Below are 25411 nucleotides of genomic sequence, written 5' to 3'. Positions count from 1 at the left end.
GAAAATGACGAATGATATTTCAAATGCAGTAGCTATTGTGGGAATAGCCTGTAAATTTCCGCAATCAGATAATTTAAAAAACTATTGGGAAAATATCAAAAACGGGAATGAATGTTTAACAACGCTTTCTCAAGAAGAGCTTGAGCAAGCTGGAATTGATGATACTATGATTGATAATGAAGACTATATAAAACGTTGTTCCTATTTGACAGATATAGATAAATTTGACGCCGATTTTTTTAAAATTAGTCCTAAAGAAGCTACTTATATGGATCCGCAACAAAGGATTCTTTTAGAAAAAGCTTGGGAGGCTATGGAAGATGCAGGTTATAATCCCGATACTATTGGTCAAAAAGTCGCCGTATTTGCTAGTACTAGTGCCAGTAATTATTTCCTGCAAGGATTGAAAAGTAATCCTAATTTTGTGGAAGAGGCTGGGGGGATTGAGGCTCTTCTTCATGGTTTAGATAAGGACCATATTGCTACAAAAATTGCTTATAAGCTTAACTGTACTGGTCCTGCAATTACAGTACAGTCTGCTTGCTCAAGTTCAATGGTAAATATTATTATGGCTTGCCAAAATTTATTGACCTATCAATGTGATCTTGCTTTGGCTGGCGGTGTAACTATCAATGTTCCTCAAAAGACAGGTTATATGTATAGTAAAGGCAGCATTTTATCACAAGATGGCCATTGTCGGCCATTTGATGATGCTGCTAGCGGGACTGTTTTTGGCAGTGGCGTAGGCTGTCTTGTTTTAAAACGCTTAGAAGATGCTATTGAGAATAACGATCAAATTTATTCTGTCATTAAAGGATTTGCCATTAATAATGATGGAAATGATAAAGTTGGCTATACAGCTCCGGGTATTAGTGGGCAAATGGAAGTTATAGATGATGCTCTGCAATTTTCACAGATTGATGTTGATTCTATTTCATATGTAGAAGCACATGGCACAGGAACTATTATGGGAGATCCTATTGAAGTAGAAGCTATTTCACAAGTATATAGGCGCTATACTGATAAAAAACAATTTTGTGCTTTAGGTTCAATTAAGGCGAATGTAGGACATCTTAATGTTGCTTCTGGTATAGCTGGTGTTATTAAGGGAGCTCTCATAACAAAAAATCGCCTTATTCCGCCACTCGTAAATTTATCGCAAGAAAATTCAAAAATAGATTTCAAAAATTCTCCTTTTTATACTAATAAAGAAAGTATCAAATATATTGAAAAAACTCCAATGCGAGCAGCAGTAAGCTCTTTTGGCATCGGCGGAACCAATGGACATATTATTTTAGAAGAATACGGCAAACATAGTCACAAATCTAGTTCAAAGAAAAGTATGTATTGCCTTTCGCTTTCGGCTAGAGATGATGAAGATCTAAGGCATATGTGCCAGAACTTAGCAGATTATATCTCAAGTCATTCAAAAGTAAATTTAGCTGATGTTGAACGAACTCTTCAGTGCGGCAGGAAACATTTCAACCATAGAAAAGTCTTTTTAGTAAAAGATTCTCAAGATTTCCTCCAAGCGATTAAGCAATTCTTGAAAGAAAATCAAGGATATGACAGTAAACTGCAACCTAAAGTATTACTGTCTCCTTTAGAAAAGATAGAGCCGTCAGAATTAGAAAAACTATGTCAGGACGTTCCTTTATTTAGAGAGAGATACAATACGATTAAAACAAGTCTGGAAAAAAACTTTTTAGGAGAGATAGAAAGAAAAGAGGCTGATATTTTTGAAGCACTTTCTATTCAGACTGCTATAATAAAATGCCTTAAAGAATTAGGGGTAGAACTGGAAGTAAGGTTTAGTCATTGTAGAGAGACCATCAGTGAAACCATTGCTAAGTATCTCGGTATATCTGTTAAGGAACAAGAATTTGATGAACAATGCAGGGCTGTTCGTTCTTACTATGATTTTTTGAATAGTGTCAAAAATTGGTGGGAAACTGGCCATGAACTGTCTTGGGAAAAACTGGTTAAAATGAAAGAGCAGAATATTATTTCTTTGCCTACTTATCCTTTTAAGAGAAATTCTTATTGGTATGCTAGTAATAGAGTTGAAAAAAGGAAAGTTGCAGAAACAGAGAAGACAGGCCGCTTCATCCAAGAAAATCAACACAAAAGACCTCAATTGAGTACAGCTTATGCAGCACCTGAAACTGAATTTGAAAAAAGTTTGACCCGTATATGGAGTGATTTACTGGGTATCTCACATTTAGGTACTGAAGATAACTTTTTTGAATTGGGGGGACATTCATTGATGGCTACACAACTGATTGCTGCTGTAAAAGATGAGTTTTTCGTAGAGTTGGAGGTAGATGATCTATTTGATTATCCAACGGTATCAAAGTTAGCTGAATTAATTACGGAAAGATTGGAGAATTTTATAGATTTAATGGATGAGCAAGAAATTAACAGTTTACTTAGAACTGAGGAATGAAGATGAATGATGAAAATAAGAAAAAACAGAAATTGCTAAATAGCATTCTAAAAGGACAAATAAAAAAAGAGCGGGTTAAAGAAGCAGATCGTCTTGAGAAAACTAAAAGCAAAGAAGCTCCCTTATCATATGCTCAAAAGAGAATGTGGTTTTTACATAACTTAAATGAAGCAAATGATACTTACAATATGCATTCTGTCTTAAAAATGACAGGTAATTTAAATAAGGATGCTCTGCTTTATAGTTTATTAAAAATTGTTGAACGCCATGATATTTTACGAACTCATTTTAAACGCGATCAGACCGGGGAGCCTATTCAAGTTGTTAATGATGATTTCGAACGCACCATTGAAGTTAAAGACATGTCAACAGAAGATGAAGGATTTATTACATCCTATATTAGGCATGAAATCTCTAAACCTTTTGATTTAGAAAATGATATGTTAATTAGAGCAGTGCTAATTAAAGGCCCATCGGCCGAGTGTTATTACTTAGTCGTAACTATGCACCATATTGTTTCTGATGGCTGGTCCTTTGCTGTTCTTGGACAAGAATTGATGGACTATTATAAACGGTACCAAAAAGAAGACTATTCGGTCGATTCTTTGGATTATCAGTATATTGACTATACTTTTTGGCAAGACCAATATCTTGCTTCTGAAAGATTGGAACATCAGTGTGATTATTGGAAAAGGCAATTATTGCCATTACCAGCTCCTTTAGATCTAAAAGTTAAACATCAAGAAGATTTAGCAGCAGCATCGGAAGCAGGCAGACATATTGTTCATATAGATCAGAATCAGCTTAGCGCCTTAAAAAGCCTATCTACAAAAACTGGTACCACTCTTTATATGGTTCTGCTTACAGCATATGCTATATTGTTAAATAAATATAGTTTTCAAGAAGATTTTATTATTGGAACTCCTGTGGCGAATCGCCGCCGTAAAGAATTGGAAAATTTAATTGGCTTCTTCGTTAACACTTTACCTATTCGAATTAAATTAAATACAGGCGAAACATTTGAAGAAACACTGCAAAAAGTCAAAGCAGAAACGGTGGATGCCTTTTCCAATCAGGATATTCCCTTTGAATATATTGTTAAAGAAGTTATGGGAGAAAGAGCTAACGATCAGCTGCCTATCATGCAGACAATGTTCGTTTTGCAAAATACCAATAAGGTTGATGTTACCTTGCCTAATGTCAAGGTAGAAAATCAAGTGTATGAAAATACTACTGCAAAATTTGATTTATTACTGACAGCTATGGAAGTAGAGCAAGGAGTGCGGCTTGCGTTTGAGTATAAAAAAGGGCTGTTTGATGCTAGTGTTGTTGAGTCTATGGCCAATAAGTATTTGATGATTTTAGATGATATTCTGCAAAATAGCCGTAAATCTCTTTTGCAGATAGCTCATGAGGAAATGGCAATAGTTAACCAAGATTCCTTATTTAAAGATACAATGGCCTTCTCTTCTTGTAACCTTATTGAGCGTTTTAGTGAAATGGTCAATGAAAATGCTAATAAAGTTGCGGTAAGTTATCAAGGACAAGAAATCTCTTATGCGCAGTTGGATAAAAGATCAAATCAATTAAGTCGCTATATAGACCGCTTTCTTCAGAGAGATTCGGGTTTTGTAGGTTTATGTATGGATCGTTCAATAGATATGATTGTTGGTATTTTAGCGATTCTAAAAAGCAACTGTGCCTATGTTCCCTTAGATCCAGATGCTCCTAAAGAACGCCAAGATTTCATTGTTAAAGATGCCAAATTAGAGCTATTAATTGGCCATAAAGAAAAATTGGCACATATTGCTGTTCAAGACGATATTCCTCTTATAGCAATTGACCATCAAAGTAAAAAGATTTTCGAAGAATCTGCTGCTCCAATAAAACTGACAAGGAAAGCAGATAGTAATGCTTATATGATCTATACTTCTGGTTCTACAGGTAATCCTAAAGGTGTAATTGTTAGTGATAATAATGTATTGCGCTTATTTAGTAATACAGAAGAGCTTTACCATTTTAATAATAAAGATGTATGGACCATGTTTCATTCAGTAGCTTTTGATTTTTCTGTTTGGGAAATATGGGGAGCATTGCTCTATGGCGGTGAATTAGTCATTGTCCCTTACGAAACTAGCAGGACACCAGATGATTTTTTGAAGCTTTTGCTGGATCGTAAAGTAACTGTCTTAAATCAAACACCATCTGCTTTTCGGCAGCTATTACAATACGATACAGTATACAGCAAGGAGACAGTTGGTCAAATTAAACTTCGTTATATTATTTTTGGTGGTGAGGCCTTAGATTTTAAAATGTTAGATCTTTGGATAAAGGCTTATGGAGATGATTCTCCTCAATTGGTTAATATGTATGGTATTACCGAAACAACAGTTCATGCGACTTATCAAATTTTAAATAAAGCTAGTATCAAAGATAATCGTAAGAGTATCATTGGAACCCCTATCAAAGATTTACAAATATATTTATTAGATCCGCAAATGCGCCTTGTCCCTAATGGTGTCATTGGAGAAATGTATATTGGAGGAGCAGGCGTTACAAAAGGGTATTGGAATAGAGAAAAACTATCTGCTGAGCGTTTTATCCAAAATCCTTTTTTAAATGATACTAATAGTATTTTGTACAAGACAGGAGATCTAGCTTGTAAGTACCCTAATGGTGATTTAGAGTATATCGGAAGAAATGATGATCAGGTAAAAGTAAAAGGCTTTAGAATTGAATTGAATGAAATTCAAGAAAAAGTCAATCAATCAGCTTATGTCAATGATAGTTTGGTTATCTTAGATAAAGATGATTATGATTCGAGGATTATTTCCTATTTCACTTTAGATAAAGGCAAGAAAAAAGAAATTGTTCAAAACCTTCTATTGAAAAATGATTATGATAAGGAGACGCAGGAGGTCTTTAATCATCATTATCTAAAAGATAACACCACTGGATATGATACGTTTAATATAACAGGCTGGAATAATTCCTATAACAATGAACAAATGACAGAAGCTGAGATGCAGGAGTGGCTGCAATCTATAAGTCGAAAACTTTATGAAATTCCAATGCGATCTGTACTTGAAATTGGTGTAGGAACGGGGATGATTTTACACAAACTTTCCCATAAGGTAAAGCATTATGTTGGTCTAGATATTTCGAAAGAAGCTATTGATTATAATAAGCGAGTGATTAAAAAGAATGGTTTAAACTATGATAATGTTGAACTTTTACATACATCTGTGGAGAACTTAGAAAAAAAGGTTAACAACACTTTTGATACAGTCATTATCAATTCAGTAGCCCAATACTTTCCAGATGTCAGCTATTTTGAAGATACTTTAGCAGCATCTATCGAACGTATAGGTGATTATGGCCATATTGTTATTGGCGATGTTCGAAGTTATGATCGCCTTGATATGTATTATTTGTCTGTTGAATTATCTCGTTTAGATAAGCAAGCTAGCATAGCTAGCTTAAGAAAAAATATGGCTATCAGGCGAGAAAATGAAAAAGAGCTTATTTTTGCTCATGATTATTTTAAGCTATTAAAAGATAAAATTCCAGAAATAGTTAATGTAGATATCACACCTAAAATAGGTGAGATTGATAATGAACTATCCAAATATCGATATGATGTCATTTTAACAATTGATAAAGAGCAAAAAGATACACCAACTCCTTTGCATCCTACAGTTGTCCATTGGACAGATTCGACAGATATGGCACAGTTTCTAACTGACGATATGGTACATTTTGTGAAGGTGCCTGATAAAAGAGTCAGTAATGAAAAGCTTTTTATAGAAAATTTAAGGTCTGTAAATGAACAGATGACAATTGAAAACTATATGAAGTCCTTAGCAGCAGATAATTCCCTCCTTTCAATTGAAGGTAAAAAGAGGGTGGAGGATCTAGCCAAGAAGAAGGGTTATCAGGTTTATACTAGTGTTGATAATGTTCTTGGTTATCTTGATTTGATCGTATACAATCCTGCTATTGTAGAGAAAAAAGCTATTATTCAATATTTGAATAATTACTATAGCTGTGACAGTAGTAAAGCAAAAACAACAGATCCGTTAAAATATAAAATTCAATATACTGTTATTGAACACCTAAAAGAAGCTTTAAAGGATAAACTCCCCTATTATATGATTCCAAATGAATTTCTATTAATTGATCATATTCCTCTTACCATTAATGGAAAGATAGATTACAAGGCTCTGCCAAAGTTAAATAACAGTGGGAATCAGCTATTAACTCAAAAAGAAGATTGGTGTGAGGACTATGTGATAGAAACAGTAACGAAGGTTTGGGAAAACTTGTTACATTTGGAAAATATTTCGCCAAAAGATAATTTCTTTCAGTTAGGCGGACATTCCTTGCTTGCGACTAACCTCATATTCTCTTTGAACGATATCTTTAATATACGCATTCCTCTTAAAGAACTCTTTGAAAATCCAACTATTTTAGGAAACAGTAAATTTATACAAAGTCAGCTGGGGATAGTCCATACTCAGAAGAAGGATACTGATAACTTAGAAAAAGATATCCAACTTCCCGAAAACTTTGAGATTATTAAAGAAAAAACAAGAGAAGATTTACAGCACATTTTAATTACTGGAGCGACAGGTTTCTTTGGATCTTTCTTAGTGCATCGTTTATTAAATGATACTTCTGCGACGGTCTACTGTTTAGTAAGAGCAAAAGATCAACAGCATGCTAGGGAACGATTGGTGAAATCTTTACAAGACTATAAGATTTATGATCCAGCTTATGAACAAAGGATAGTTGCGATTTGTGGCGATTTAGAGCTGCCTAATCTTGGAATGAATGAAGCAGATTATAATCTGTATTCCAAAACAATTGACACTGTTATCCATAATGGAGCAAAGGTAAATTTCTTTGAGCCATATAAAAACCTTAAAAAAACAAATGTCAAAGGAACCTTAAATATTATCCAATTTGCGGCTTTACATCGCTTGAAACCAATACACTTTATTTCAACACTTTATGTCTATGAGCCTTCACAAGATCCTCATAGTGAACGTTTAATTGATGAAGATCAGCCATTAGGAGGCTATAAGAATTTACCGATGGGTTATACACAATCGAAATGGGTATCTGAAAAAATTTTAGAATTAGCTAGAAATAAAGGCCTCCCTGTCAATATTTACAGGTTAGGCAGAATTTCAGGGCACAGTAAAACTGGAGCATGTCAACAAAAAGACTTTATTTGGTCACTTGTTAAGGGATGTATTGAAACAGGGGTATATCCAAATCAAAACTTAACTTTTGAATTAACACCCGTTGATTATTTGACAGATGCTGTGGTTCAAATCATAAAGAGCAATGAATTAAATACTAATTATCATCTTTTTAACCTCAAGAAAATTAGTTTACAAGAGATCGTTCAGTCCATTTCTGATAGTTATGATCTGAAATCAACAGATATGAAGCAGTGGATAAATGATATATCGTCTGCTAAGAGTTCAGCAAGGCACTTTGCACAGCTTTTATCTGATGGTACTTTTAATGGCGGAAGTCTTCACTTTAAAAATAAGCATACATCGCAACATGTTCCTTATTTTAAAAATGGTATTCACATTAATGAAGCCATGCTAAGAGCACAAAAAAATTATTTCATTGAAACACAGTATTTTCCCGTGAAATAAGTGAGTACTATCTTACTTTGAGATAAAGCAATACTAAACTTAAAAACTTCTATTTATTTGATGAACAGATTGTTTTTTAAATAGATACATTAAAACAAATTTACTTAAAACTCATGGAGAAAGGAAATAAGGATGGAGAAAAAGCATATATTGGTAACAGGAGGGGCAAGAGGGATTGGAAAGGGGATCGTAAAGGAATTACTTCAAAAGAATTATAAAGTTTCTTTCTTGTATTGCGGAAGCAAAGATAGAGCTGATTTACTGGTAGAAAATCAGCTTAAAAAGGGATATGAACTTGCAGCCTATCAATGTAATGTGAAAGACTATACAGATGTTAGTCAAACTATTAAAAAAATTACTGAAGAAAGAGGAGATATTTATGGTCTTGTAAACAATGCCGGAATAACCGAGGACAGATCTCTGTTCTTGATGGATAAGACGAGATGGGATAGTGTTTTGGACACAAATTTAAACGGTGCCTTTCATGTTATAAAATCGATCATTACATCTTTTATAAAAAGAAAAAAAGGTGTCATTGTTAATGTGTCATCTGTTGCTGGTATTAAAGGAATGGCAGGACAAACTAACTATTGCACTTCTAAAAGCGGACTCATTGGTTTTACGAAATCATTGGCTGTAGAAACTGCAAAATATGGTATTAGAGTAAATGCTGTTGCACCTGGTTATATCAATACAGATATGACTTCAGCTATTAATGAAAAGGTAAAAAAAGAAATATATCATCAGATCCCTATGGGACGTGAAGGAACAGTGGAGGAAGTAGCACCTATAGTTGAATTACTTTTATCAGATGCTGCTTCGTACATAACAGGACAAGTCATTTCCATAGACGGTGGAATTACGGCTTAAATAAAGAATATAATGATAAATGAGAGGAAATTAAAATGGAAAATAAAGAAAAAGTAAGAGAAATTGTGGAAGAAATTGTAGAAATGGAAGATTTTGCAGACGATGCTAAATTTATTGAGTTATTTGAATTTGATTCAATGCTCATTTTAGAATTAGTCAGTCAGTTAGAAAGAACTTTTAATATTGTTATTCCTGAAGAAGAGTATCCAAATCTTCAATCATTAAATGATATTTATAGGGTTATTGATCAGCAATTATCAGCTTAATGGCCAAATATAGAAAGAGGGGACTATGGGGACAGATAGAATTGTTGTCACGGGAATGGGCATTATGACACCCATTGGAAATAATTTAGAAGACTTTTCTGCAGCTATTTTTGAAGGTGAAAATGGAATCGGACCGATTACTGCTTTTGATGTGTCTCATCATGATATACAGCATGGAGGAGAAGTAAAAGGCTTTGAGCCTGAATATTACTTTGAAAGATTAAATCATGAAGATTTTGATCGCAGCACACAATTTGCAGTCGCCACTTCTAAAAAGGCTTTGCAAATGGCAAATATAAAACATGGATTTTATGATTCTAGAAAGTTAGGCTGTATTTTCGGTACAACTATGGGAAATCAGCAAATACCAGAAAAATACAACGACATGCTCGCAGGGAAGAAGGAAGAAATAAAATACCAACTCCGTAATTTTCAGCCTAGTGCTATTACAAGTGCAGTTGCAGCAGAGTTAGGACTAAAGGGTCCTAACCTTGTCATCCCTACGGCATGTGCAGCAGGGAATTATGCGATTGGCTATGGAGCAGACCTCATTAAAAGTAAGAGAGCAGACTGTGTTATCTGTGGAGGAAGCGATGCTATGTCAAGAGTCTGCTATACGATGTTCTCAAGATTAGGAGCCATGTCTCCTGATCTCTGCCGACCATTTGATAAAGATAGACATGGTATGATTGTTTCAGAGGGAGCAGCTGCCTTGGTTTTAGAAAGTTATGAAAAAGCAAAAGAGAGAAATGCTACAATATATGCTGAAATTTTAGGATATGGGAATAGCTGTGATGCCTATCACGTAACAGCTCCGCATCCAGAAGGGCAAGGAGCAATGCTAGCTATTAATAAAGCGATTGCTAGCAGCGGAGTCAATAAAAGTGATATAGGCTATATTAGCGCTCATGGTACAGGAACAAAGGCAAATGACACAGCAGAATCTTATGCTTTATCGCAAGTATTTGGAGATATCATTAGTGAGATTCCAATAAGTTCTATTAAATCAATGTTTGGCCATACAATGGGAGCAGCAGCAGCTATCGAAGCGGTTGCTTCCATATTAGTGCTAAATAAAGGCAGATTGCCAATAAATATGAATCTTGAACATTTAGATCCCTCTATTGGATTAAATGTTGTAAATAAGTCTACAATAGCAGAAAATACAAAGTATATTTTAAGTAATTCATTTGCTTTTGGAGGCAATATTAGTTGTATCATTTTAGGTCAGGAGAAATAGTATGGAAACCGTTGTTATTACTGGTGGCTCATTAGTTACTGAAGAAATAAATTATGATAAAGATTTTTTGTTTCCAGTTTTAAAGTTAGAGAATGCTAATTATAAAGAATTAATTGGAGGAAGAGGGCTGCGCTATCTGACAGATGCGACCAAGATGTCTTTAGTCGCAGCCAAAATGGCAAAAGAAAATGCTCAGATTGAAGAGTTCATTCCTGAACGCAGTGGAGTAGTTGTTGCTACTAATTTTTCTTCTATGTCAACTATTGTTGATTTTGATAAATTAACTTTAGCAGAAGGTCCAAGATCTGTCGGAGCTATGCAGGGACCAAATCTTGTATTAAATGCAACTGCAGCTAAGTTAGGAATTCATTTTAATATAAGTGGTTTTAATACCACGATATCTACAGGGAGGGTGGCAGCGCTGGATGCTCTTGAATATGCTTATCATATGATACAAAAAAGAGAAGTAGATCTCGTTATTGTTACCGGTGTAGAAGAATTTACCCCTGCTTATAAGCAATGGCTGGCAGAAACACATATTATGAGTGCCGATCAAATAGCTCAATTGAGACAGCTAGGGGGAACTATTATTTTAGAATCTCAGTCTCATGCAAAAGCAAGAGGAGCCAAAATTTATGGGCAGATTTTAAAGTTTTGTTCAACTTTTGATTCTCATTTTTTAGTTAAGAATACTAATAAGAAAAATGAGAATAACTATGAAGAATATCATTATCTCATGACAGAATTAAGTGAAAATACAGAAGAATACATGTCTATTTGTATTGCAGATAACCATCTTATGGAAGATCATCAAGATGAGATTGATTATTTTCAAAGAAACTTTAAACAGACTGAAATACTTCCAATTTATGATGTTTTTGGAGGTGAATTATTTGGCTCCACAGGAATAGCCCAAATACTTTATAGTTTACAAAAGTTTCAGGAGGAAAAAGGTGCTATTTTGTGCAATGACTGGAGCGGTAATTTTAAAGGCTTATCGTTAAGCCATCACAATGAAATGGTAAAGGAGTAAAGGATATGAATTTTCAAGAAGTCAGTTCCGTTTTACCCCAAAAATTTCCTTTGCAGATGGTTGATAAGGTACTTGAACTCCTCCCAGAGAAAAAAATTATAAGTATAAAAAATATTACGGGTAATGAGATGGTATTCTTAGGCCATTTTCCTAATCAGGCGATATTTCCTGGCGTTTATATCACTGAGGCATTGGCTCAATCAGCCATTCTCTTATTTAAGAAAAAAGAACAAGAAGATAAACTATTTCTACTATATTCTACGAAGATGACTTTTAAATCAGTAGTTGTCCCAGGAGATCAGCTAAAGATGATAGTTGAAAGTAAAAAAGTAACAGCCTTAGGCGTGATTGTTGAGGCAGTAGCTTATGTAGAAGATAGAATTGTTGCCAAAGGAGAATTAATTTTTTCTATTAAGGAGTCATTAAATGCATAAGAAACAGAAAATATATACAACAGGCGGTCTTTTTTCGATTTTAAGTAGTATTTGTCAATTGATAATGGGGTTATGCATAATGTTACAACCTATCATTTCTCAAGATGGTAAGATTAATCTTTTTCTTACAAATATGTCAAAAAATTCAACCTTCTTCATTCTATCCTATCTCTGTTTAGCATTAATCGGAATATTTGGTCTAGGAACAGTAGAAGCCGTAACATCTTATTTAGGGCTAGAAGATAACCAATTAGTTAGATGGTCGCAAAAACTTGCTTACATCAGCTTTGCAGTGTTATCTGTGGCTAATTTTAGAGCTTTAACAGCAAAGCCAGCTATGGCTGGTGTTTATACCTCAGCGACAGCGCTGAAGAAAGAGATTATTTTGACTATAGATCCCTATATATCTTTTTCACCAAATGGGATAGTAGTATATGGTTTTTTAGGGATATGGATTGCTTTAGTTAGTCTATTCTCTTTTAAGAAAGATCAGTTTAGAGCTTGTAACATTATTGGGCTTATATTAGGTATTGTTTATATTGTAGTTTCTATTCCTTATTTACCTTTGCCAATTGTTGCTGTTTGTAATATTGCAAAAGGTGTTTTAGCATTCTTGTGGTTTGGTTTGTTAGGCCTCTACATGTTAAAAAAGATAAACAGAATATCCATTTGATTAGGGTTCATTAATTATTTTATGTTTAATAGCAGAAGATGGTGAGCAGACCGAAAGTCTTTTTCGAAACTTGCTTCCATCTTTTTTGTTTATCATAAATTTCATATTTGAAACTTTTAAAATTTAACCGATATCATGTTAGAATGGGAAGAAGATGTATTGTTAAATATATCGATAAAGGAAAGAAAAGGAGAACCTGATGACAGAAGCATTATTAGAAGCTAAATCCATTAGTAAAAAATATGAGAGTGGATATGTTCTGCAAAATGTTGATTTATCTATAGAAGCATGTCAATTTATAAGCGTATTAGGCCATAGCGGTTCGGGAAAGTCCACCATGCTTAATATACTATCGACACTATTAAAGCCGACTTCAGGACAAGTCTTTTATAAAGGCCGTGATATAACACAATTGAGTAAAAAAGAAATTTCAAGAATTCGAAGAGAAGATATTGGCATGGTTTTTCAGCATTATATCATTATACCTAACTTGACTGTGGAAGAAAATATTCAGCTTGGAAATAATAAAATGAGTGATGCTGGCAAATTAGAAGAACTCTGCCAGCTTTTGGGGATACAGCATTTGTTAAAGAAATATCCTTATCAGCTATCTGGCGGTGAACAGCAAAGAATGTGTATCGCAAGAGCTGTTATTAAGAATCCAGCTATTTTATTTTGTGATGAGGCAACAGGGGCACTAGATAGTGAGAACAGTAAAAATATCATTGTTTTACTGCATGATATAAAGAAAAGATATGGAACAAGTATTATTTTTACAACACATAATCGTGAAATTGCAAAAACCGCTGATAGAATCGTTCTATTAGAAGATGGGCATATTATAAAAAATGATAAAAATACCAATATTTTATCACCAGATCGGATGAGTTGGGAGATTTAAAATGAGCTTACTATTTAAACATTTAGCAAAAGACTTTTTTTCAAAGAAGACCATGGTAACCATTTTATCTCTTATTTTGGTGTTTACCTCCTTTATGTATTTCTTTGTCCATTTTGCAATTGATGAAAATTTAAGACGTTTAAGTGTACAGTCTTTGTCAAACCACGAAGTGAAATATATGGTGGCTTTAAAAAGCAACCAAATCTTGATTAGAAATATTACTATTTCCATGGTGGGCATTCTTTCTCTCATTCTTTTTCTGTTTATGAGAGGTACACTTCGCAAGAATCAAATTAAAATTGCTCAATTTTTATCTATGGGATTTTCTTTTGGCCATATCATAAGGAGTTATGTTTTATTGATCTTTAGTCTTTCCTTTGTTTCTTCTTTGCTTGGTTTTGGACTTGGTTTTTGGGGCTCTAGTATCCTTATATCTGCAAATGCTCAGACCTATCTGGTAAATGGCCTTGAAAAGGGACTTTCTGTACAGTCCTTTGTTACTGGAATTTTATGGCTCAGCTTATTTTTAGGTATTATTACTTATTTAGCAGGCTTAACCATCGGAAACAAAGATATTGCTCTTATGCTGAAGCAGACAAATTTAAACATGACGCGTCCTGGTATCATAGAAAAAATTCTGCAAAAGCTACCTGTCCGCCGTAAATTTAGATTTGAGCTAACTCTTAGCAGTTTCAATTCACTTGGTTTACTGATTGTAGCGATTGTAACATTCAGTATCATGTTTGTTTTGAGTGTTTCTCTTATATTGAGCAGCTCTAAAGTGATTGAATCCCAAAAAGATGGCCGCCATTTTACTTATGATATTAGCTATAAACACTATCAAAATGATGATCTTAAAAAGTCCTCAGCTGCTCTGCCTTATCTTAAGTATGATACTGAAATGGAATATAAAAATAATAAAGTAAACTATCACGTCGTCTCCTTAAAAGGGTCGAGCCGCCTATTTCAATTGTTTGATCATAAAGGGAAGCAATTAAATGCTGCAAAAGGTGTATTTCTTAATCCGGAACTTAAGGAAAACTATGGCATAAAAGCTGGGGATTCTATTGATTTAAAAGTTAAAGGAAAAAAATATAAAGTCGTCGTCTCAGGATTTGCGGAAAATGCAGATTTAAAAACGATATATGTGCCAGAAAAGCAGGCGCAAAATATGATAAAAGAAAAGGGCAAGGTTTTTAATGGCCTTTTAACGAATAAAATACCATCTACCGATGGAAAAGTCACTTCTTTTAAAAAGAAAATTGCAGCCGTCAAAAGAAGTCAGACCTCTAATAAAGTCAGTGCCATTATCAATCAAAGTATTGGGATCATTACAGGCTGTTTATTAATCTATTTAGCCATCTTTATTGGACTAAATAATAATATCAATAATATCTTAGTATTTGATCTATTAGGCTATGACAGACAAGAAATAAATAAAATATTGTTAAATCCTTATATTATTTTGAGCAATATTTTATTTCTGTTAACCTTACCTTTGGGAATATATGCTGCTCAATATATACAAAGGATGACTTCCTTACAAACTGGAGATTATATGCCTTTCCAATTTAGCCTGTTAACTTTTATCTATATGTTGGCCATTATGAATGTGCTGTGCTTAGCTATTCGATTTTTATTTGTTTTAAATGTCAGAAAAATCATCCATAATGAACGACAAGCAGAATTTCTAGTAGAATGGTGAAATCATAATGAAAATTTTTACAATTAGGAGTCAAAATAGCTTAAATGATGAACAATTTTTAGAATTCTTAAATGTCGTTGAAGAAGACTATCAAAAAAAGATACAAGCTTATCGCTTTTGGGAAGACCGAAAGCGATCGCTTTTAGGACAGCTTTTAGCACGTTATGCTATTATGCAAGCATTGTCTGTAGATAATAACGCTATAAAGATTCTTCAAAATCGGTATGGAAAACCTTATCTTAAAGGCTATGACAATATTCAGTATAATATTTCTCATTCAGGAGTATGGGTAGTCTGTGCTGTTAGTCCTTTTAATATTGGAATAGATGTTCAAGAGCACAAGGGAGCAAAATCGGAACTTGCCAGTCATTTTTTCTCCCCGCAGGAAAAAGAATTCTTATTCTCTTTGCAAAAAGATGCTCAAAAAACAACTTTTTATGATATGTGGAGTTTGAAGGAAGCTTATATTAAAGCCATAGGAAAAGGGCTTTTCCAGCCTTTAGATGAGTTTTCTGTTGTCAAAGAAGAAGGTGGATTTCGGCAAGCGATACGTAAGAACGAAGAAGAGACTTATTTTTTTAAGCAATATCAGCTTGAAAAAAACTATAGCCTTGCTGTTTGTTCACAGGAACAAAATTTTTGCCCTGGCTTAGAAGAGCTAACTATTGATGATCTAAAATTGCTATTTCAAAAATCCTAATAATGGCATTTATGTCTATGGCTAAGGGCAGGGGCTGTGATTTATAGTTTATGATAAAACAAAGCTGTTGTGGGATTGTTCCCTTATTATTTTAAGAAGCTCAAGAATAATATTTTACATAGATTTAGTTCTATTTTATTGAACTAAAGGATCTTATTTCTGTCCTGCACAGTGTGAAATCCTTTAGTTTTCTTTTTGTATTTTCCCAATTTCCTGTTAAACTATAAGTATAGAATTTTTAGACTCAATGAAAATCAAAAATCAAATTAGAAAGCTAGCTGCAGGCAGTGCTAAGGCAGAGCAAGGCGAAGCTGATCTAGTTTGAAGAGATTTTCGAAGAGTATTAGATCAGAAAGGAAGACCAGATGACACTTATTTGGACTATAATTGTGAGTGCTTTAATTGGTTCTATAGCTGTTTCAATTACTAATCGAGGGCGGTCTATGGGCTGTTTGACTAAAATTTTTGCAGGTCTATTAGGCGCCTGGATTGGTCATAGATTATTTGGCTTTTGGGGGCCGACGATAGCTGGGATGTCCTTTTTCTCCTCAATACTGGGAGCTATTATTGTCATTGCCGTTTTGTCTGTCATTTTTGGAGACAATTAGGCTTTTTTGCAAGTTATCTCGCTTTGTTTATCTCTTAAAAAGTGCTATAATAAGTTGAATAAATTAAGGAGATATTAATGGTTAAGCGTGATTTTATTAGGGATATCCTTTTAGTTATTTTAGTCATTTTGGTCTTGCTTTTGTTAAGGATATTTGTTTTTTCAACTTACCGTGTTACTCAGGCAGATGCTAATAGCTATCTCAAAAAAGGAGATCTGATTACCTTTACAAGAACCAGTAAGCCTGATTATAAAGAGTTTGTGGTCTATGAGGCAAAAGGCCATACTCACATCGGAAGAATCATCGGAGATCCTCATGACAGTATTACCTATATGGATGATATTTTTTATCGCAATAAAAAGATTGCCAGTCAATCTTATATTAATCCACTGAAAAAGAAATTTCACATCAAAAATCATAAAAATCAAAATCCTTTTACAGCAGATTTTACGGTATCAAGTATTCGTAAAAGCAAATCAAATAAAATTCCTAAAGGAAGCTATTTAATTTTAAACGATCAGCGATCCAATAAGCAGGACAGCCGAACTTTTGGTTTGATTAAAAGATCTCAGATTAAAGGAGTTGTTACCTTTAGAGTTTTACCGCTTGGTCATTTTGGTTTTGTTAAAACAGAGTAGTTCAAGGGATTGCTCTTTTATTTTTGCTCTTATAAGACTAGACCAATTTTGCTGTTGACTTTGGATAAATAAAGTTATATACTGTCTTTGTTATCTAAAAATCTAGCAAAAAAGACTAGACCAATTTTAACTGTAAGGAGGAAGCAGCAAACTGGATTTGCTGTCAGTAAATCATATGTGTGGAATTGTAGGTGTAGTAGGAAATCGTAATGCAACAGATATTTTAATGCAAGGTTTGGAAAAATTAGAATATCGCGGTTATGACTCAGCAGGAATTTATGTTATTGATAAAGCTTCAGATGGACGCTTAATCAAGTCTGTTGGAAGAATCTCAGATTTACGTGCTAAAATCGGCATTGATGTTGCTGGCTCAACGGGGATTGGCCATACACGCTGGGCAACGCATGGCCATGCTACTGAAGAAAATGCTCATCCTCATACATCGGCAACAGGACGTTTTATTTTAGTTCATAACGGTGTTATTGAAAACTATCTGCAAATCAAGGAAGACTACTTGGCAGGCCATACTTTAAAGGGACAAACTGATACTGAAATTGCTGTTCATTTAATTGGTCAGTTTGCAGAAGAGGGCCTATCTGTTCTGGAAGCTTTCAAAAAGGCACTGCATATTATTGAAGGTTCCTATGCTTTTGCCCTAATTGATTCAGAAAATCCAGATACCATTTATGTGGCTAAAAACAAATCACCGCTCTTGATTGGGCTTGGTCAAGGTTATAATATGGTGTGTTCAGATGCTATGGCTATGATCCGTGAAACAAATCAGTTTATGGAAATTCATGACCAAGAATTGGTTGTTTTAACAAAAGATACTGTTGAGATAACTGATTATGACGGCAACCCTGTTGAGCGTTCTCCTTATACAGCTGAGCTTGATTTATCTGATATTGGTAAAGGGACCTACCCTTACTATATGCTAAAAGAAATTGATGAACAGCCAACGGTTATGCGTAAATTAATTTCAACTTATGCAGATGACAATGCGCAGATGACGGTTGATCCAGCTATTGTCAAATCTGTTCAAGAATCTGACCGTATTTATATTTTAGCTGCAGGAACGTCTTATAATGCAGGTTTTGCTGCTAAATCAATGATTGAAACCTTGACGGACACACCGGTTGAGCTTGGAATTGCTTCTGAATGGGGCTATAATATGCCGCTTTTAAGCCAAAAGCCTATGTTCATCCTTTTGAGCCAGTCTGGCGAAACTGCAGATAGCCGTCAAGTGCTGGTTAAAGCCAATGCTATGGGAGTTCCTAGCTTAACGATTACCAATGTGCCTGGTTCCACCTTATCCCGTGAAGCTACTTATACGATGTTACTGCATGCAGGGCCAGAAATTGCTGTAGCTTCAACTAAGGCCTACACCGCACAAATTGCTGCTCTGGCTTTTCTTTCAAAGGCTGTTGGAGAAGCTAATGGTAAAAAGGAAGCATTGGAGTTTGATTTAGTACATGAATTGTCAATTGTAGCACAGTCTATTGAAGCCACCTTAACTGAAAAAGAGCTCATTTCAGATAAGGTTGCTCATCTTTTGAATGAAACACGCAATGCCTTTTATATCGGCCGCGGCAATGATTATTATGTCGCTATGGAAGCCTCTCTTAAACTTAAAGAAATTTCTTATATTCAATGTGAGGGATTTGCTGCTGGGGAATTAAAGCATGGGACTATTTCATTAATTGAAGAGAGAACGCCTGTTATTGCTTTGATTTCCTCTAGTGAAAAAGTGGCTGCTCATACACGCGGCAATATTCAAGAGGTGGCTGCGCGTGGTGCTAATGTGTTAACGGTAGTAGAAGAAGGTTTGGCAAAAGCAGATGATGATATTGTCGTTAATCAGGTTCATCCTTATTTAGCTAGTATTTCAATGGTTATTCCGACTCAATTAATCGCTTACTATGCCTCACTCCAGCGGGGGCTTGATGTGGATAAACCGCGCAATTTAGCAAAAGCTGTTACAGTTGAATAATATTTTTGACCAATTAGTTTATCATCACATCAAATCGAAACCTTAAATCAGATCATGTTATTCTGTTTAAGGTTTTTTTCTTTTAAAAAGCATTTCAAATGGCAAAAATAGACTGCCAAAATTTGAGTTTTTTCAATAGCAAAGAAATGATATAGTAAGGCTAGAATAAAAAGGAGGCGTTTTCAATGGCTAAAAGAACTTCACTAAAAGTCCGAGTGCAGCAACTCGGGACTTCCCTGTCAAATATGGTAATGCCTAATATAGCAGCCATTATTGCCTGGGGATTTATCACAGCTTTATTTATGAAAGGAGGATGGTTTCCTAACCCTAAAATTGCTGAATTAATTCAGCCAACCCTTCATTATCTCCTGCCTATTTTAATTGCCTACTGCGGCGGTAAAATGGTTTATCAGGAACGCGGTGCTGTTGTCGGTGCCATAGCTGTTATGGGGGTTATTGTTGGAGCGGATATCCCTATGTTTTTGGGAGCTATGATTATGGGTCCTTTAGGTGGCTGGTGCATGAAAAAATTTGACCAGGTTTTTCAAGAGAAGGTTCGGTCAGGTTTTGAGATGATCTACAATAATTTTTCGGCAGGGATTATTGGCATTATTTTAGCGGTTTTAGGGACCTATATTGTTAACCCTTTGGTTGTTGGCGGCAGCAATATAATGGCTGCTGGTGTTGATTGGATTATTTCTGTTCATTTGCTGCCTTTGGCAAATATCTTTATTGAACCAGCTAAAGTCTTATTTTTAAATAATGCTATTGGCAATGGGATCTTAGTTCCAATAGGTGTTCAGCAAGCAGCATCAGCGGGCAAGTCTGTGCTTTTTCTTCTAGAATCAAATCCAGGACCTGGTCTAGGAATTTTACTGGCTTATATGTTTTTTGGAAAAGGTTCTGCAAAATCTTCGGCGCCTGGGGCTGCTATTATTCACTTTTTCGGAGGTATTCATGAAATCTATTTTCCTTATATTTTAATGAAGCCTGCTTTGATTTTAGCAGCTATTGCCGGCGGTGTTTCAGGGACTTTCACCTTTCAAATTTTAGGCGGTGGTTTAAAAGCCGCAGCTTCTCCGGGATCTATTATTGCTATTAGCTTAATGACTGCCAAAGGAGCTTATTTTGGAACCTTTATAGGTGTTGCGATGGCAGCGCTTGTTTCCTTTTTAGTGGCAGCGCTTATTTTAAAATCTGACAAATCAATGGAAGATGATTCTCTTGAAGCAGCTCAAGCTGCAAATCAAGCTGCTAAAGCTGAGTCTAAAGGACAGCAGGCAGTTGATGATGGGCTAGGAGATTCAGATATTACAGTTGATAATATCCACCAGATTATTTTTGCCTGTGATGCTGGTATGGGCAGCTCAGCTATGGGAGCATCCATCTTGCGTGATAAGGTGAAAAAAGCGAATTTAGAGATCCCCGTAACAAATCAAGCTATTGCTAATCTTCAGGATACGACTAATACCTTGATTATTACGCAAGAAGAACTGGCTGACAGAGCTTTACAGAAAACACCTCGTGCTGTTCATGTAACCGTTGATAATTTTTTGGCAACATCTAAATACGATGACATAGTAGTACAATTAGCAAGTAATGAGCAATCATCAGACATAAAAGAACCAGAGCCTATGGAAATGTCAGATAATAGCAGTACAGCTATTGATTTGAATCATATTGATGCAGTTGCCTTTGCACATGGAACAGCTAGGGGTTCAGCTACAATGGGGCAGGAAACTTTAAGAGCAATTTTCAGACAAAATAATATTAGAATTCCAGTTTCCACTGTTTTTTATCAAGATTTGGACCAATTTAATGCTAAAAATATTTTGGTCGTAACAACAATTGCTCAGCAAAGCGAAGTTCAACAAGCAGCCCCTAATGCCCAATTATTAGTTGTAGACAGTCTTGTAACAAGTCCAGAATATGATCGGCTTGTTTCGCGTCTGCATAAGTAAAGTGGACGAGAAAGTTGTATAATGAACGTATGCTACTAACAAAGAGAGAAGAACAATTATTGAAAGCTTTTCAAAACTATGGGAAACTTTCTATTAAGCAAATATCTGATATTTTAAAAGTATCGCAGCGGACAGTTTATCGGACAATTTCTGATCTAACAAAAAGCCTTAATGCTATTCAGGTTAGCATGGTTAAAGAGGATAATAAATACATTTTGGTTGGAGAGCTGAGCAATTTAGCTGCTGTTAAAACATTAAAAAACTTTGAACAAAAGGAACGCCTCAACTTAATAACCTATTATATGCTGTCGGCTTCAGAAGACCTGACTAATGATCAGCTGCAAAAGCTCTTGGATGTCTCAAATGTGACTGTTATTCAAGATATGGCAGAAGTGGAAAAACGGCTCCTTGATTTTGATTTGTATGTGGAGCGTAAAAAAGGCTATCATTTGGTTGACAGCAGCCACACGGCCCGTCGGCTGTTAGCTGTTTTACTAACCAATACTATTTCTGTGTCAGATTTTTGGCAGCAAAATTATGGTATTTTTGACAAATTGGACAAGAAAAAGTTAGCTTTAGCCAAAGAGATTTTTAGCCATTTACAAGCGGACCTGCCTGAGATGGATGCTAAACTAAGTGAATTTTTCATTATTCTTTTAGCCTTATCAGGCTGGAAGGAAGTTGAAGCCCTTACGCAAAATATTAGTAAAGAAGCTCTTGATTTTTCTCAGAAAATTTATACTGAATTTTCCAAGAAGAGCGGTCAATTTTACAGTATTCAGGAAATCCTTTACTATGCCAGTATCTTAGATGAGCTCCTTATTAAAAGGCAGGAGACACCTTTGTTTCATGAAAAATTTGACAGTGAGTTTTTCTATAATATTTCCAATTTGATAGATAAAGTATCTCTTTATACTAAAATTAATTTTGCTAAGGATAAAACGCTTTTTCATTTCTTATTCCACCATATCCGCTTAAGCTTAGCGGTGCCAACCTTGTTTGACGATAAATCAAAAGTGACAATTGCTCAAGATGCGGTGAAAGGCAATGAATACCTTCACAGAGTTATCCGTTTATTGGTTCAGGATATTTTTCCAAGATACTTACAGCGTGAATCTGAATATGAACTGATCACCTTGCATTTTGCCTCTAGTTTGAGGCGCAGTCCAGATATTTATCCGATTGATATCTTGCTGCTGACAGATGAACGCCCTTTAGCTAAAGAACTATTAGCCACTAGAATAAGGTCTATAGCACCATTTGTTGATAAAATAGAGGTGAAACGAATGGCACAGTTTAAAAAAGATGATAAAAATGCTTATCATTGTGTTTTGACCACAAGACCTACAGCTGATAGTGATCTGCATGTCATTTCGATCTATCCTGATGCTAAAGAAATTCTGCAGCTGCAGAATTATCTGCAGAAGATCCAAGCTAACCAAACTGTTATCCTAAAAAAAGAAAGAGCAGACAGTAAGGGTTATGATCTGCAAAATTATCTAAGGGCTGCTCAGCAGCTGCTTCAGGAATTTTCGTATCAAGAAGTAAGTAACAGCAAGTCCTTTACGGCTAGTGTTGCGGAAATTATAGGCCAAATGGATGTGGTGACAGATAAGGTATACTTAACGGATAAATTATTAAAACGTTTTGAAACCAGTCCTTTGGCTATTCCTGATACCAAACTTGCCCTTTTGCACACGCAGTCAAGCAAAGTTGAAAAGTCCTGTTTTAAAATTTATCAATTAAAAAGTCCTGTCACAGCTTTATCAATGAATCATAAAGAAGAAGAGGTCCACAGAATTTTGGTTATGCTGACACGGCTGGATGAATCCAAGGAAATAAGAGAACTGATGACTGCTATTAGTCAGTCTATTATTGAAAATCATCTTTATACTGAAATTTATAAAACAGGTAATAAGGATATTCTTTATCAATTACTGAATCAGATATTTACAGAAAAAATTAAAAAATTGGGGGCTTAACATGGAACTTCAAAAAGACTTAATCAAATTAAATCAAAGTTTTACCGATAAAAAGGCAGCTATCCGGTATTGTGGTCAGTTATTAGCAGATAAAGGCTACGTAAAGCCCGATTATATCGAAGCTATGCTTCAGCGTGATAAAGATTTATCTGTTTATATGGGGAATTTTATAGCGATTCCTCATGGAACAGATGAAGCCAAAAAAGATGTCCTCAGATCTGGGATTACAGTGGTTCAGGTGCCAGATGGCGTTAATTTTGGAAAGGCAGATAATCCGCAGGTGGCTACTGTTTTATTTGGTATCGCAGGTATTGGTGATGAGCACTTGCAGATGATTCAAAATATTTCTATTTTCTGTGCAGATGTTGATAATGTCGTTAAATTAGCGGATGCCCAGACTGAAGAAGAAGTCATCAGACTTTTAAGCAATGTCAATTAAAAGGAGTTAAATATGAAAAAAGCAGTACACTTTGGAGCCGGCAATATCGGACGCGGCTTTATCGGCCAGCTATTATCTGAAAATGATTTCGCTATTTGTTTTGTAGATGTGAATGCTAGCATTATTGATGCCCTTAATGAGCGTCATTCCTATGAAATTGAAATTGCAGAAGATGGTAAGAGCCGTATATTTGTTTCAAATGTTTCTGGGATTAATAATAAAGACAATCCTCAAGAAGTGGTCAAAGCTGTTGCTGAAGCAGATTTGGTCACAACAGCTATCGGCCCTAATGTCTTACCCTATATTGCAGAATTAATCGCTAAAGGGATTGAGAAGCGCCGTGAAATTGGCAATGAACAAGCACTTGATGTTATTGCCTGTGAAAATATGATTGGCGGGTCAGCCTTTTTATGGGAAGAGGTTCAAAAATATTTAAGTGCAGACGGCCTTTCTTTTGCTAAAGAAAAAGTTGGTTTTCCCAATGCTGCTGTTGATCGTATTGTACCGACACAGACACATGACGATCCCTTGTTTGTTGTAGTCGAACCTTTTTCAGAGTGGGTAGTCGAAAGAGCAGCCATGAAAAATCCTGGCCTTAAACTGTCTGGTGTTCATTATGAAGACGATCTGCAGCCCTTCATCGAAAGAAAACTGTTTTCAGTGAACTCTGGTCATGCTACCGCGGCTTATACTGGAGCGCATTATGGCGCGACTACTGTTTTAGAGGCTTTGAGGGACAGACAAGTGAAGGAGCAGGTTCAAGCTGTTTTAGGAGAAATCCGTCAGCTCTTAATCACTAAGTGGGGCTTTAAAGAGTCGGATCTTGAACAATACCATGATATTATTATCAGTCGTTTTGAAAATCCCTACATTATAGATGATGTGGTACGTGTGGCGCGGACACCGCTTCGAAAATTAGGCTATGATGAGCGCTTTATTCGCCCGATTCGTGAACTTAAAGAGCGCCATTTATCTTATGATCATCTTTTAAGGACAGTTGCTTATGTCTTTCATTACCGTGATTTAAATGACGAACAAAGTACTCAGCTGCAGATTCTTTTAAAAGAAAAACCGATAGAAACAGTTGTGAAAGAAGTAACAGGTTTAACAGATGATGCCCTAATCGCAGAAATTGTTGCCAGTGTTAAATCCTTAAGCTAAATAATCATATTTAAAAAGAACGAGCTCTTGACCTGCCTTCTTATAAACTAGGATACAAGCCGCTGGTTCTTTTTTGTTGCAAATAATACTCTTTAAAAATTTCTTCAAACTAGCTCAGCGCCACCTTGCCGTACCGCTAAGTACTGCCTGCGGCTAGCTTTTACATTTGCTATTGAGTATAAGACTTGCCAACTAGCAAAAACTTAGGTAAACTTAGTTAGTGCTAATCAAAACAAAAGGAGTTTCTATGGTTTTACCGACTTGTCCGAAATGCGGATCGAAATACGTTTATGAAGATGGGATTTTATTAGTTTGTCCAGAATGTGCCTACGAATGGAATCCTGCAGAAGCTGAGCAGGAAGAAGGGCTTGTTGTTTACGATGCTAATGGCCAACAATTAGCTGATGGTGACACAGTCACCCTTATTAAGAACCTTAAAGTCAAGGGGGCACCTAAAGATTTAAAACAAGGGACACGTGTGAAAAATATTCGTCTTGTTGATGGTGATCACAATATTGACTGCAAGATTGACGGTTTTGGTGCTATGAAACTAAAATCTGAATTTGTGAAAAAGCTATGATTACCATAAAAACATTAAAAAGGACTTTATTTTCTGTATTTCCAGAAAGAATAAAGTCCTTTTATTTTCTCTTACTAAAATCGTAAAAATCTCTCTATAAAACTTTCTG

At 35.3% G+C, this 25411-nt stretch carries 19 protein-coding genes; all 19 read left to right on the top strand.

Going from position 1 to position 25411, the window contains the following annotated elements; all coding sequences use genetic code 11:
• The first annotated feature begins 4 nt into the window (after positions 1-4).
• The 19 genes from STRMA_RS03680 to STRMA_RS03590 all read left to right on the top strand — a co-directional run bounded on the left by STRMA_RS03680 (position 5) and on the right by STRMA_RS03590 (position 25302).
• Positions 5-2446 (top strand): type I polyketide synthase, encoded by a 2442-nt coding sequence (locus STRMA_RS03680; protein WP_003082435.1) that lies wholly within the window; start codon positions 5-7, stop codon positions 2444-2446.
• Between the two features lie 2 nt (positions 2447-2448).
• Positions 2449-8121, top strand: a complete 5673-nt coding sequence (locus STRMA_RS03675; protein ID WP_003079678.1) for a non-ribosomal peptide synthetase — start codon at positions 2449-2451, stop codon at positions 8119-8121.
• 132 nt (positions 8122-8253) lie between these two features.
• Positions 8254-8991, top strand: a complete 738-nt coding sequence (gene fabG / locus STRMA_RS03670; RefSeq protein ID WP_003081992.1) for a 3-oxoacyl-ACP reductase FabG — start codon at positions 8254-8256, stop codon at positions 8989-8991.
• A 35-nt stretch (positions 8992-9026) separates the two neighbouring features.
• On the top strand, positions 9027-9257 hold the full coding sequence (locus tag STRMA_RS03665) for an acyl carrier protein (protein WP_003079037.1): 231 nt from the start codon (positions 9027-9029) through the stop codon (positions 9255-9257).
• Between the two features lie 25 nt (positions 9258-9282).
• The gene (locus tag STRMA_RS03660) at positions 9283-10497 is read left to right on the top strand and encodes a beta-ketoacyl-[acyl-carrier-protein] synthase family protein (RefSeq protein WP_003081397.1); all 1215 of its coding nucleotides are present in this window, start codon (positions 9283-9285) and stop codon (positions 10495-10497) included.
• Between the two features lies 1 nt (position 10498).
• On the top strand, positions 10499-11530 hold the full coding sequence (locus STRMA_RS03655) for a beta-ketoacyl synthase N-terminal-like domain-containing protein (protein ID WP_003081322.1): 1032 nt from the start codon (positions 10499-10501) through the stop codon (positions 11528-11530).
• Positions 11531-11535: 5 nt separating this feature from the next.
• Positions 11536-11964: a 3-hydroxyacyl-ACP dehydratase FabZ gene (gene fabZ, locus STRMA_RS03650; protein WP_003081801.1), complete on the top strand. Its 429-nt coding sequence runs from the start codon at positions 11536-11538 to the stop codon at positions 11962-11964.
• On the top strand, positions 11957-12637 hold the full coding sequence (locus tag STRMA_RS03645) for a DUF4386 family protein (protein WP_115277007.1): 681 nt from the start codon (positions 11957-11959) through the stop codon (positions 12635-12637). The genes fabZ and STRMA_RS03645 overlap by 8 nt, the downstream gene beginning before the upstream one ends.
• A 199-nt stretch (positions 12638-12836) precedes the next feature.
• Positions 12837-13538 (top strand): ABC transporter ATP-binding protein, encoded by a 702-nt coding sequence (locus STRMA_RS03640; RefSeq protein ID WP_003081155.1) that lies wholly within the window; start codon positions 12837-12839, stop codon positions 13536-13538.
• Between the two features lies 1 nt (position 13539).
• Positions 13540-15243 carry an FtsX-like permease family protein gene (locus tag STRMA_RS03635; protein WP_003078638.1) on the top strand — a complete coding sequence of 568 codons (1704 nt, stop codon included), beginning with the start codon at positions 13540-13542 and terminating at the stop codon, positions 15241-15243.
• A 7-nt stretch (positions 15244-15250) separates the two neighbouring features.
• Positions 15251-15943: a 4'-phosphopantetheinyl transferase family protein gene (locus STRMA_RS03630; protein WP_003082171.1), complete on the top strand. Its 693-nt coding sequence runs from the start codon at positions 15251-15253 to the stop codon at positions 15941-15943.
• A gap of 365 nt (positions 15944-16308) precedes the next feature.
• Positions 16309-16551, top strand: coding sequence for a GlsB/YeaQ/YmgE family stress response membrane protein (locus tag STRMA_RS03625; RefSeq protein ID WP_003080328.1), 243 nt, complete (start codon positions 16309-16311; stop codon positions 16549-16551).
• A gap of 77 nt (positions 16552-16628) precedes the next feature.
• Positions 16629-17189, top strand: coding sequence for a signal peptidase I (gene lepB / locus STRMA_RS03620; protein ID WP_003081628.1), 561 nt, complete (start codon positions 16629-16631; stop codon positions 17187-17189).
• Between the two features lie 175 nt (positions 17190-17364).
• A complete protein-coding gene (glmS, locus tag STRMA_RS03615) occupies positions 17365-19179 on the top strand; it encodes a glutamine--fructose-6-phosphate transaminase (isomerizing) (protein WP_040841502.1) in 1815 nt (604 codons plus the stop codon).
• A gap of 185 nt (positions 19180-19364) precedes the next feature.
• Entirely contained in the window at positions 19365-21140 is a 1776-nt protein-coding gene (locus STRMA_RS03610) for a PTS mannitol-specific transporter subunit IIBC (RefSeq protein WP_003079174.1), read from the top strand.
• Positions 21141-21169: 29 nt separating this feature from the next.
• Positions 21170-23122: a BglG family transcription antiterminator gene (locus STRMA_RS03605; RefSeq protein ID WP_040841500.1), complete on the top strand. Its 1953-nt coding sequence runs from the start codon at positions 21170-21172 to the stop codon at positions 23120-23122.
• A gap of 1 nt (position 23123) precedes the next feature.
• Complete coding sequence (locus tag STRMA_RS03600; RefSeq protein WP_003080635.1) at positions 23124-23561, top strand: PTS sugar transporter subunit IIA; 438 nt, start codon at positions 23124-23126, stop codon at positions 23559-23561.
• A 12-nt stretch (positions 23562-23573) separates the two neighbouring features.
• A complete protein-coding gene (locus STRMA_RS03595; protein WP_003082134.1) occupies positions 23574-24722 on the top strand; it encodes a mannitol-1-phosphate 5-dehydrogenase in 1149 nt (382 codons plus the stop codon).
• A gap of 247 nt (positions 24723-24969) precedes the next feature.
• Positions 24970-25302, top strand: a complete 333-nt coding sequence (locus STRMA_RS03590; protein WP_003080334.1) for a zinc ribbon domain-containing protein YjdM — start codon at positions 24970-24972, stop codon at positions 25300-25302.
• Positions 25303-25411 lie beyond the last annotated feature (109 nt).

Source organism: Streptococcus macacae NCTC 11558 (assembly GCF_000187995.2).
GTDB lineage: Bacteria > Bacillota > Bacilli > Lactobacillales > Streptococcaceae > Streptococcus > Streptococcus macacae.
Note: the sequence above shows the minus strand (reverse complement) of the source record. Positions and strands in the feature narration are given on the sequence as shown.

What these genes read in the sequence shown, in the direction of transcription:
- STRMA_RS03595 (WP_003082134.1), top strand. Translation starts at nt 23,574, where the DNA reads ATGAAAAAAGCAGTACACTTTGGAGCCGGCAATATCGGACGCGGCTTT.
- STRMA_RS03680 (WP_003082435.1), top strand. Translation starts at nt 5, where the DNA reads ATGACGAATGATATTTCAAATGCAGTAGCTATTGTGGGAATAGCCTGT.
- STRMA_RS03590 (WP_003080334.1), top strand. Translation starts at nt 24,970, where the DNA reads ATGGTTTTACCGACTTGTCCGAAATGCGGATCGAAATACGTTTATGAA.
- STRMA_RS03605 (WP_040841500.1), top strand. Translation starts at nt 21,170, where the DNA reads ATGCTACTAACAAAGAGAGAAGAACAATTATTGAAAGCTTTTCAAAAC.
- glmS (WP_040841502.1), top strand. Translation starts at nt 17,365, where the DNA reads ATGTGTGGAATTGTAGGTGTAGTAGGAAATCGTAATGCAACAGATATT.
- STRMA_RS03645 (WP_115277007.1), top strand. Translation starts at nt 11,957, where the DNA reads ATGCATAAGAAACAGAAAATATATACAACAGGCGGTCTTTTTTCGATT.
- STRMA_RS03640 (WP_003081155.1), top strand. Translation starts at nt 12,837, where the DNA reads ATGACAGAAGCATTATTAGAAGCTAAATCCATTAGTAAAAAATATGAG.
- STRMA_RS03600 (WP_003080635.1), top strand. Translation starts at nt 23,124, where the DNA reads ATGGAACTTCAAAAAGACTTAATCAAATTAAATCAAAGTTTTACCGAT.
- fabZ (WP_003081801.1), top strand. Translation starts at nt 11,536, where the DNA reads ATGAATTTTCAAGAAGTCAGTTCCGTTTTACCCCAAAAATTTCCTTTG.
- STRMA_RS03655 (WP_003081322.1), top strand. Translation starts at nt 10,499, where the DNA reads ATGGAAACCGTTGTTATTACTGGTGGCTCATTAGTTACTGAAGAAATA.
- STRMA_RS03675 (WP_003079678.1), top strand. Translation starts at nt 2,449, where the DNA reads ATGAATGATGAAAATAAGAAAAAACAGAAATTGCTAAATAGCATTCTA.
- STRMA_RS03625 (WP_003080328.1), top strand. Translation starts at nt 16,309, where the DNA reads ATGACACTTATTTGGACTATAATTGTGAGTGCTTTAATTGGTTCTATA.
- STRMA_RS03660 (WP_003081397.1), top strand. Translation starts at nt 9,283, where the DNA reads ATGGGGACAGATAGAATTGTTGTCACGGGAATGGGCATTATGACACCC.
- STRMA_RS03665 (WP_003079037.1), top strand. Translation starts at nt 9,027, where the DNA reads ATGGAAAATAAAGAAAAAGTAAGAGAAATTGTGGAAGAAATTGTAGAA.
- fabG (WP_003081992.1), top strand. Translation starts at nt 8,254, where the DNA reads ATGGAGAAAAAGCATATATTGGTAACAGGAGGGGCAAGAGGGATTGGA.
- STRMA_RS03635 (WP_003078638.1), top strand. Translation starts at nt 13,540, where the DNA reads ATGAGCTTACTATTTAAACATTTAGCAAAAGACTTTTTTTCAAAGAAG.
- lepB (WP_003081628.1), top strand. Translation starts at nt 16,629, where the DNA reads ATGGTTAAGCGTGATTTTATTAGGGATATCCTTTTAGTTATTTTAGTC.
- STRMA_RS03610 (WP_003079174.1), top strand. Translation starts at nt 19,365, where the DNA reads ATGGCTAAAAGAACTTCACTAAAAGTCCGAGTGCAGCAACTCGGGACT.
- STRMA_RS03630 (WP_003082171.1), top strand. Translation starts at nt 15,251, where the DNA reads ATGAAAATTTTTACAATTAGGAGTCAAAATAGCTTAAATGATGAACAA.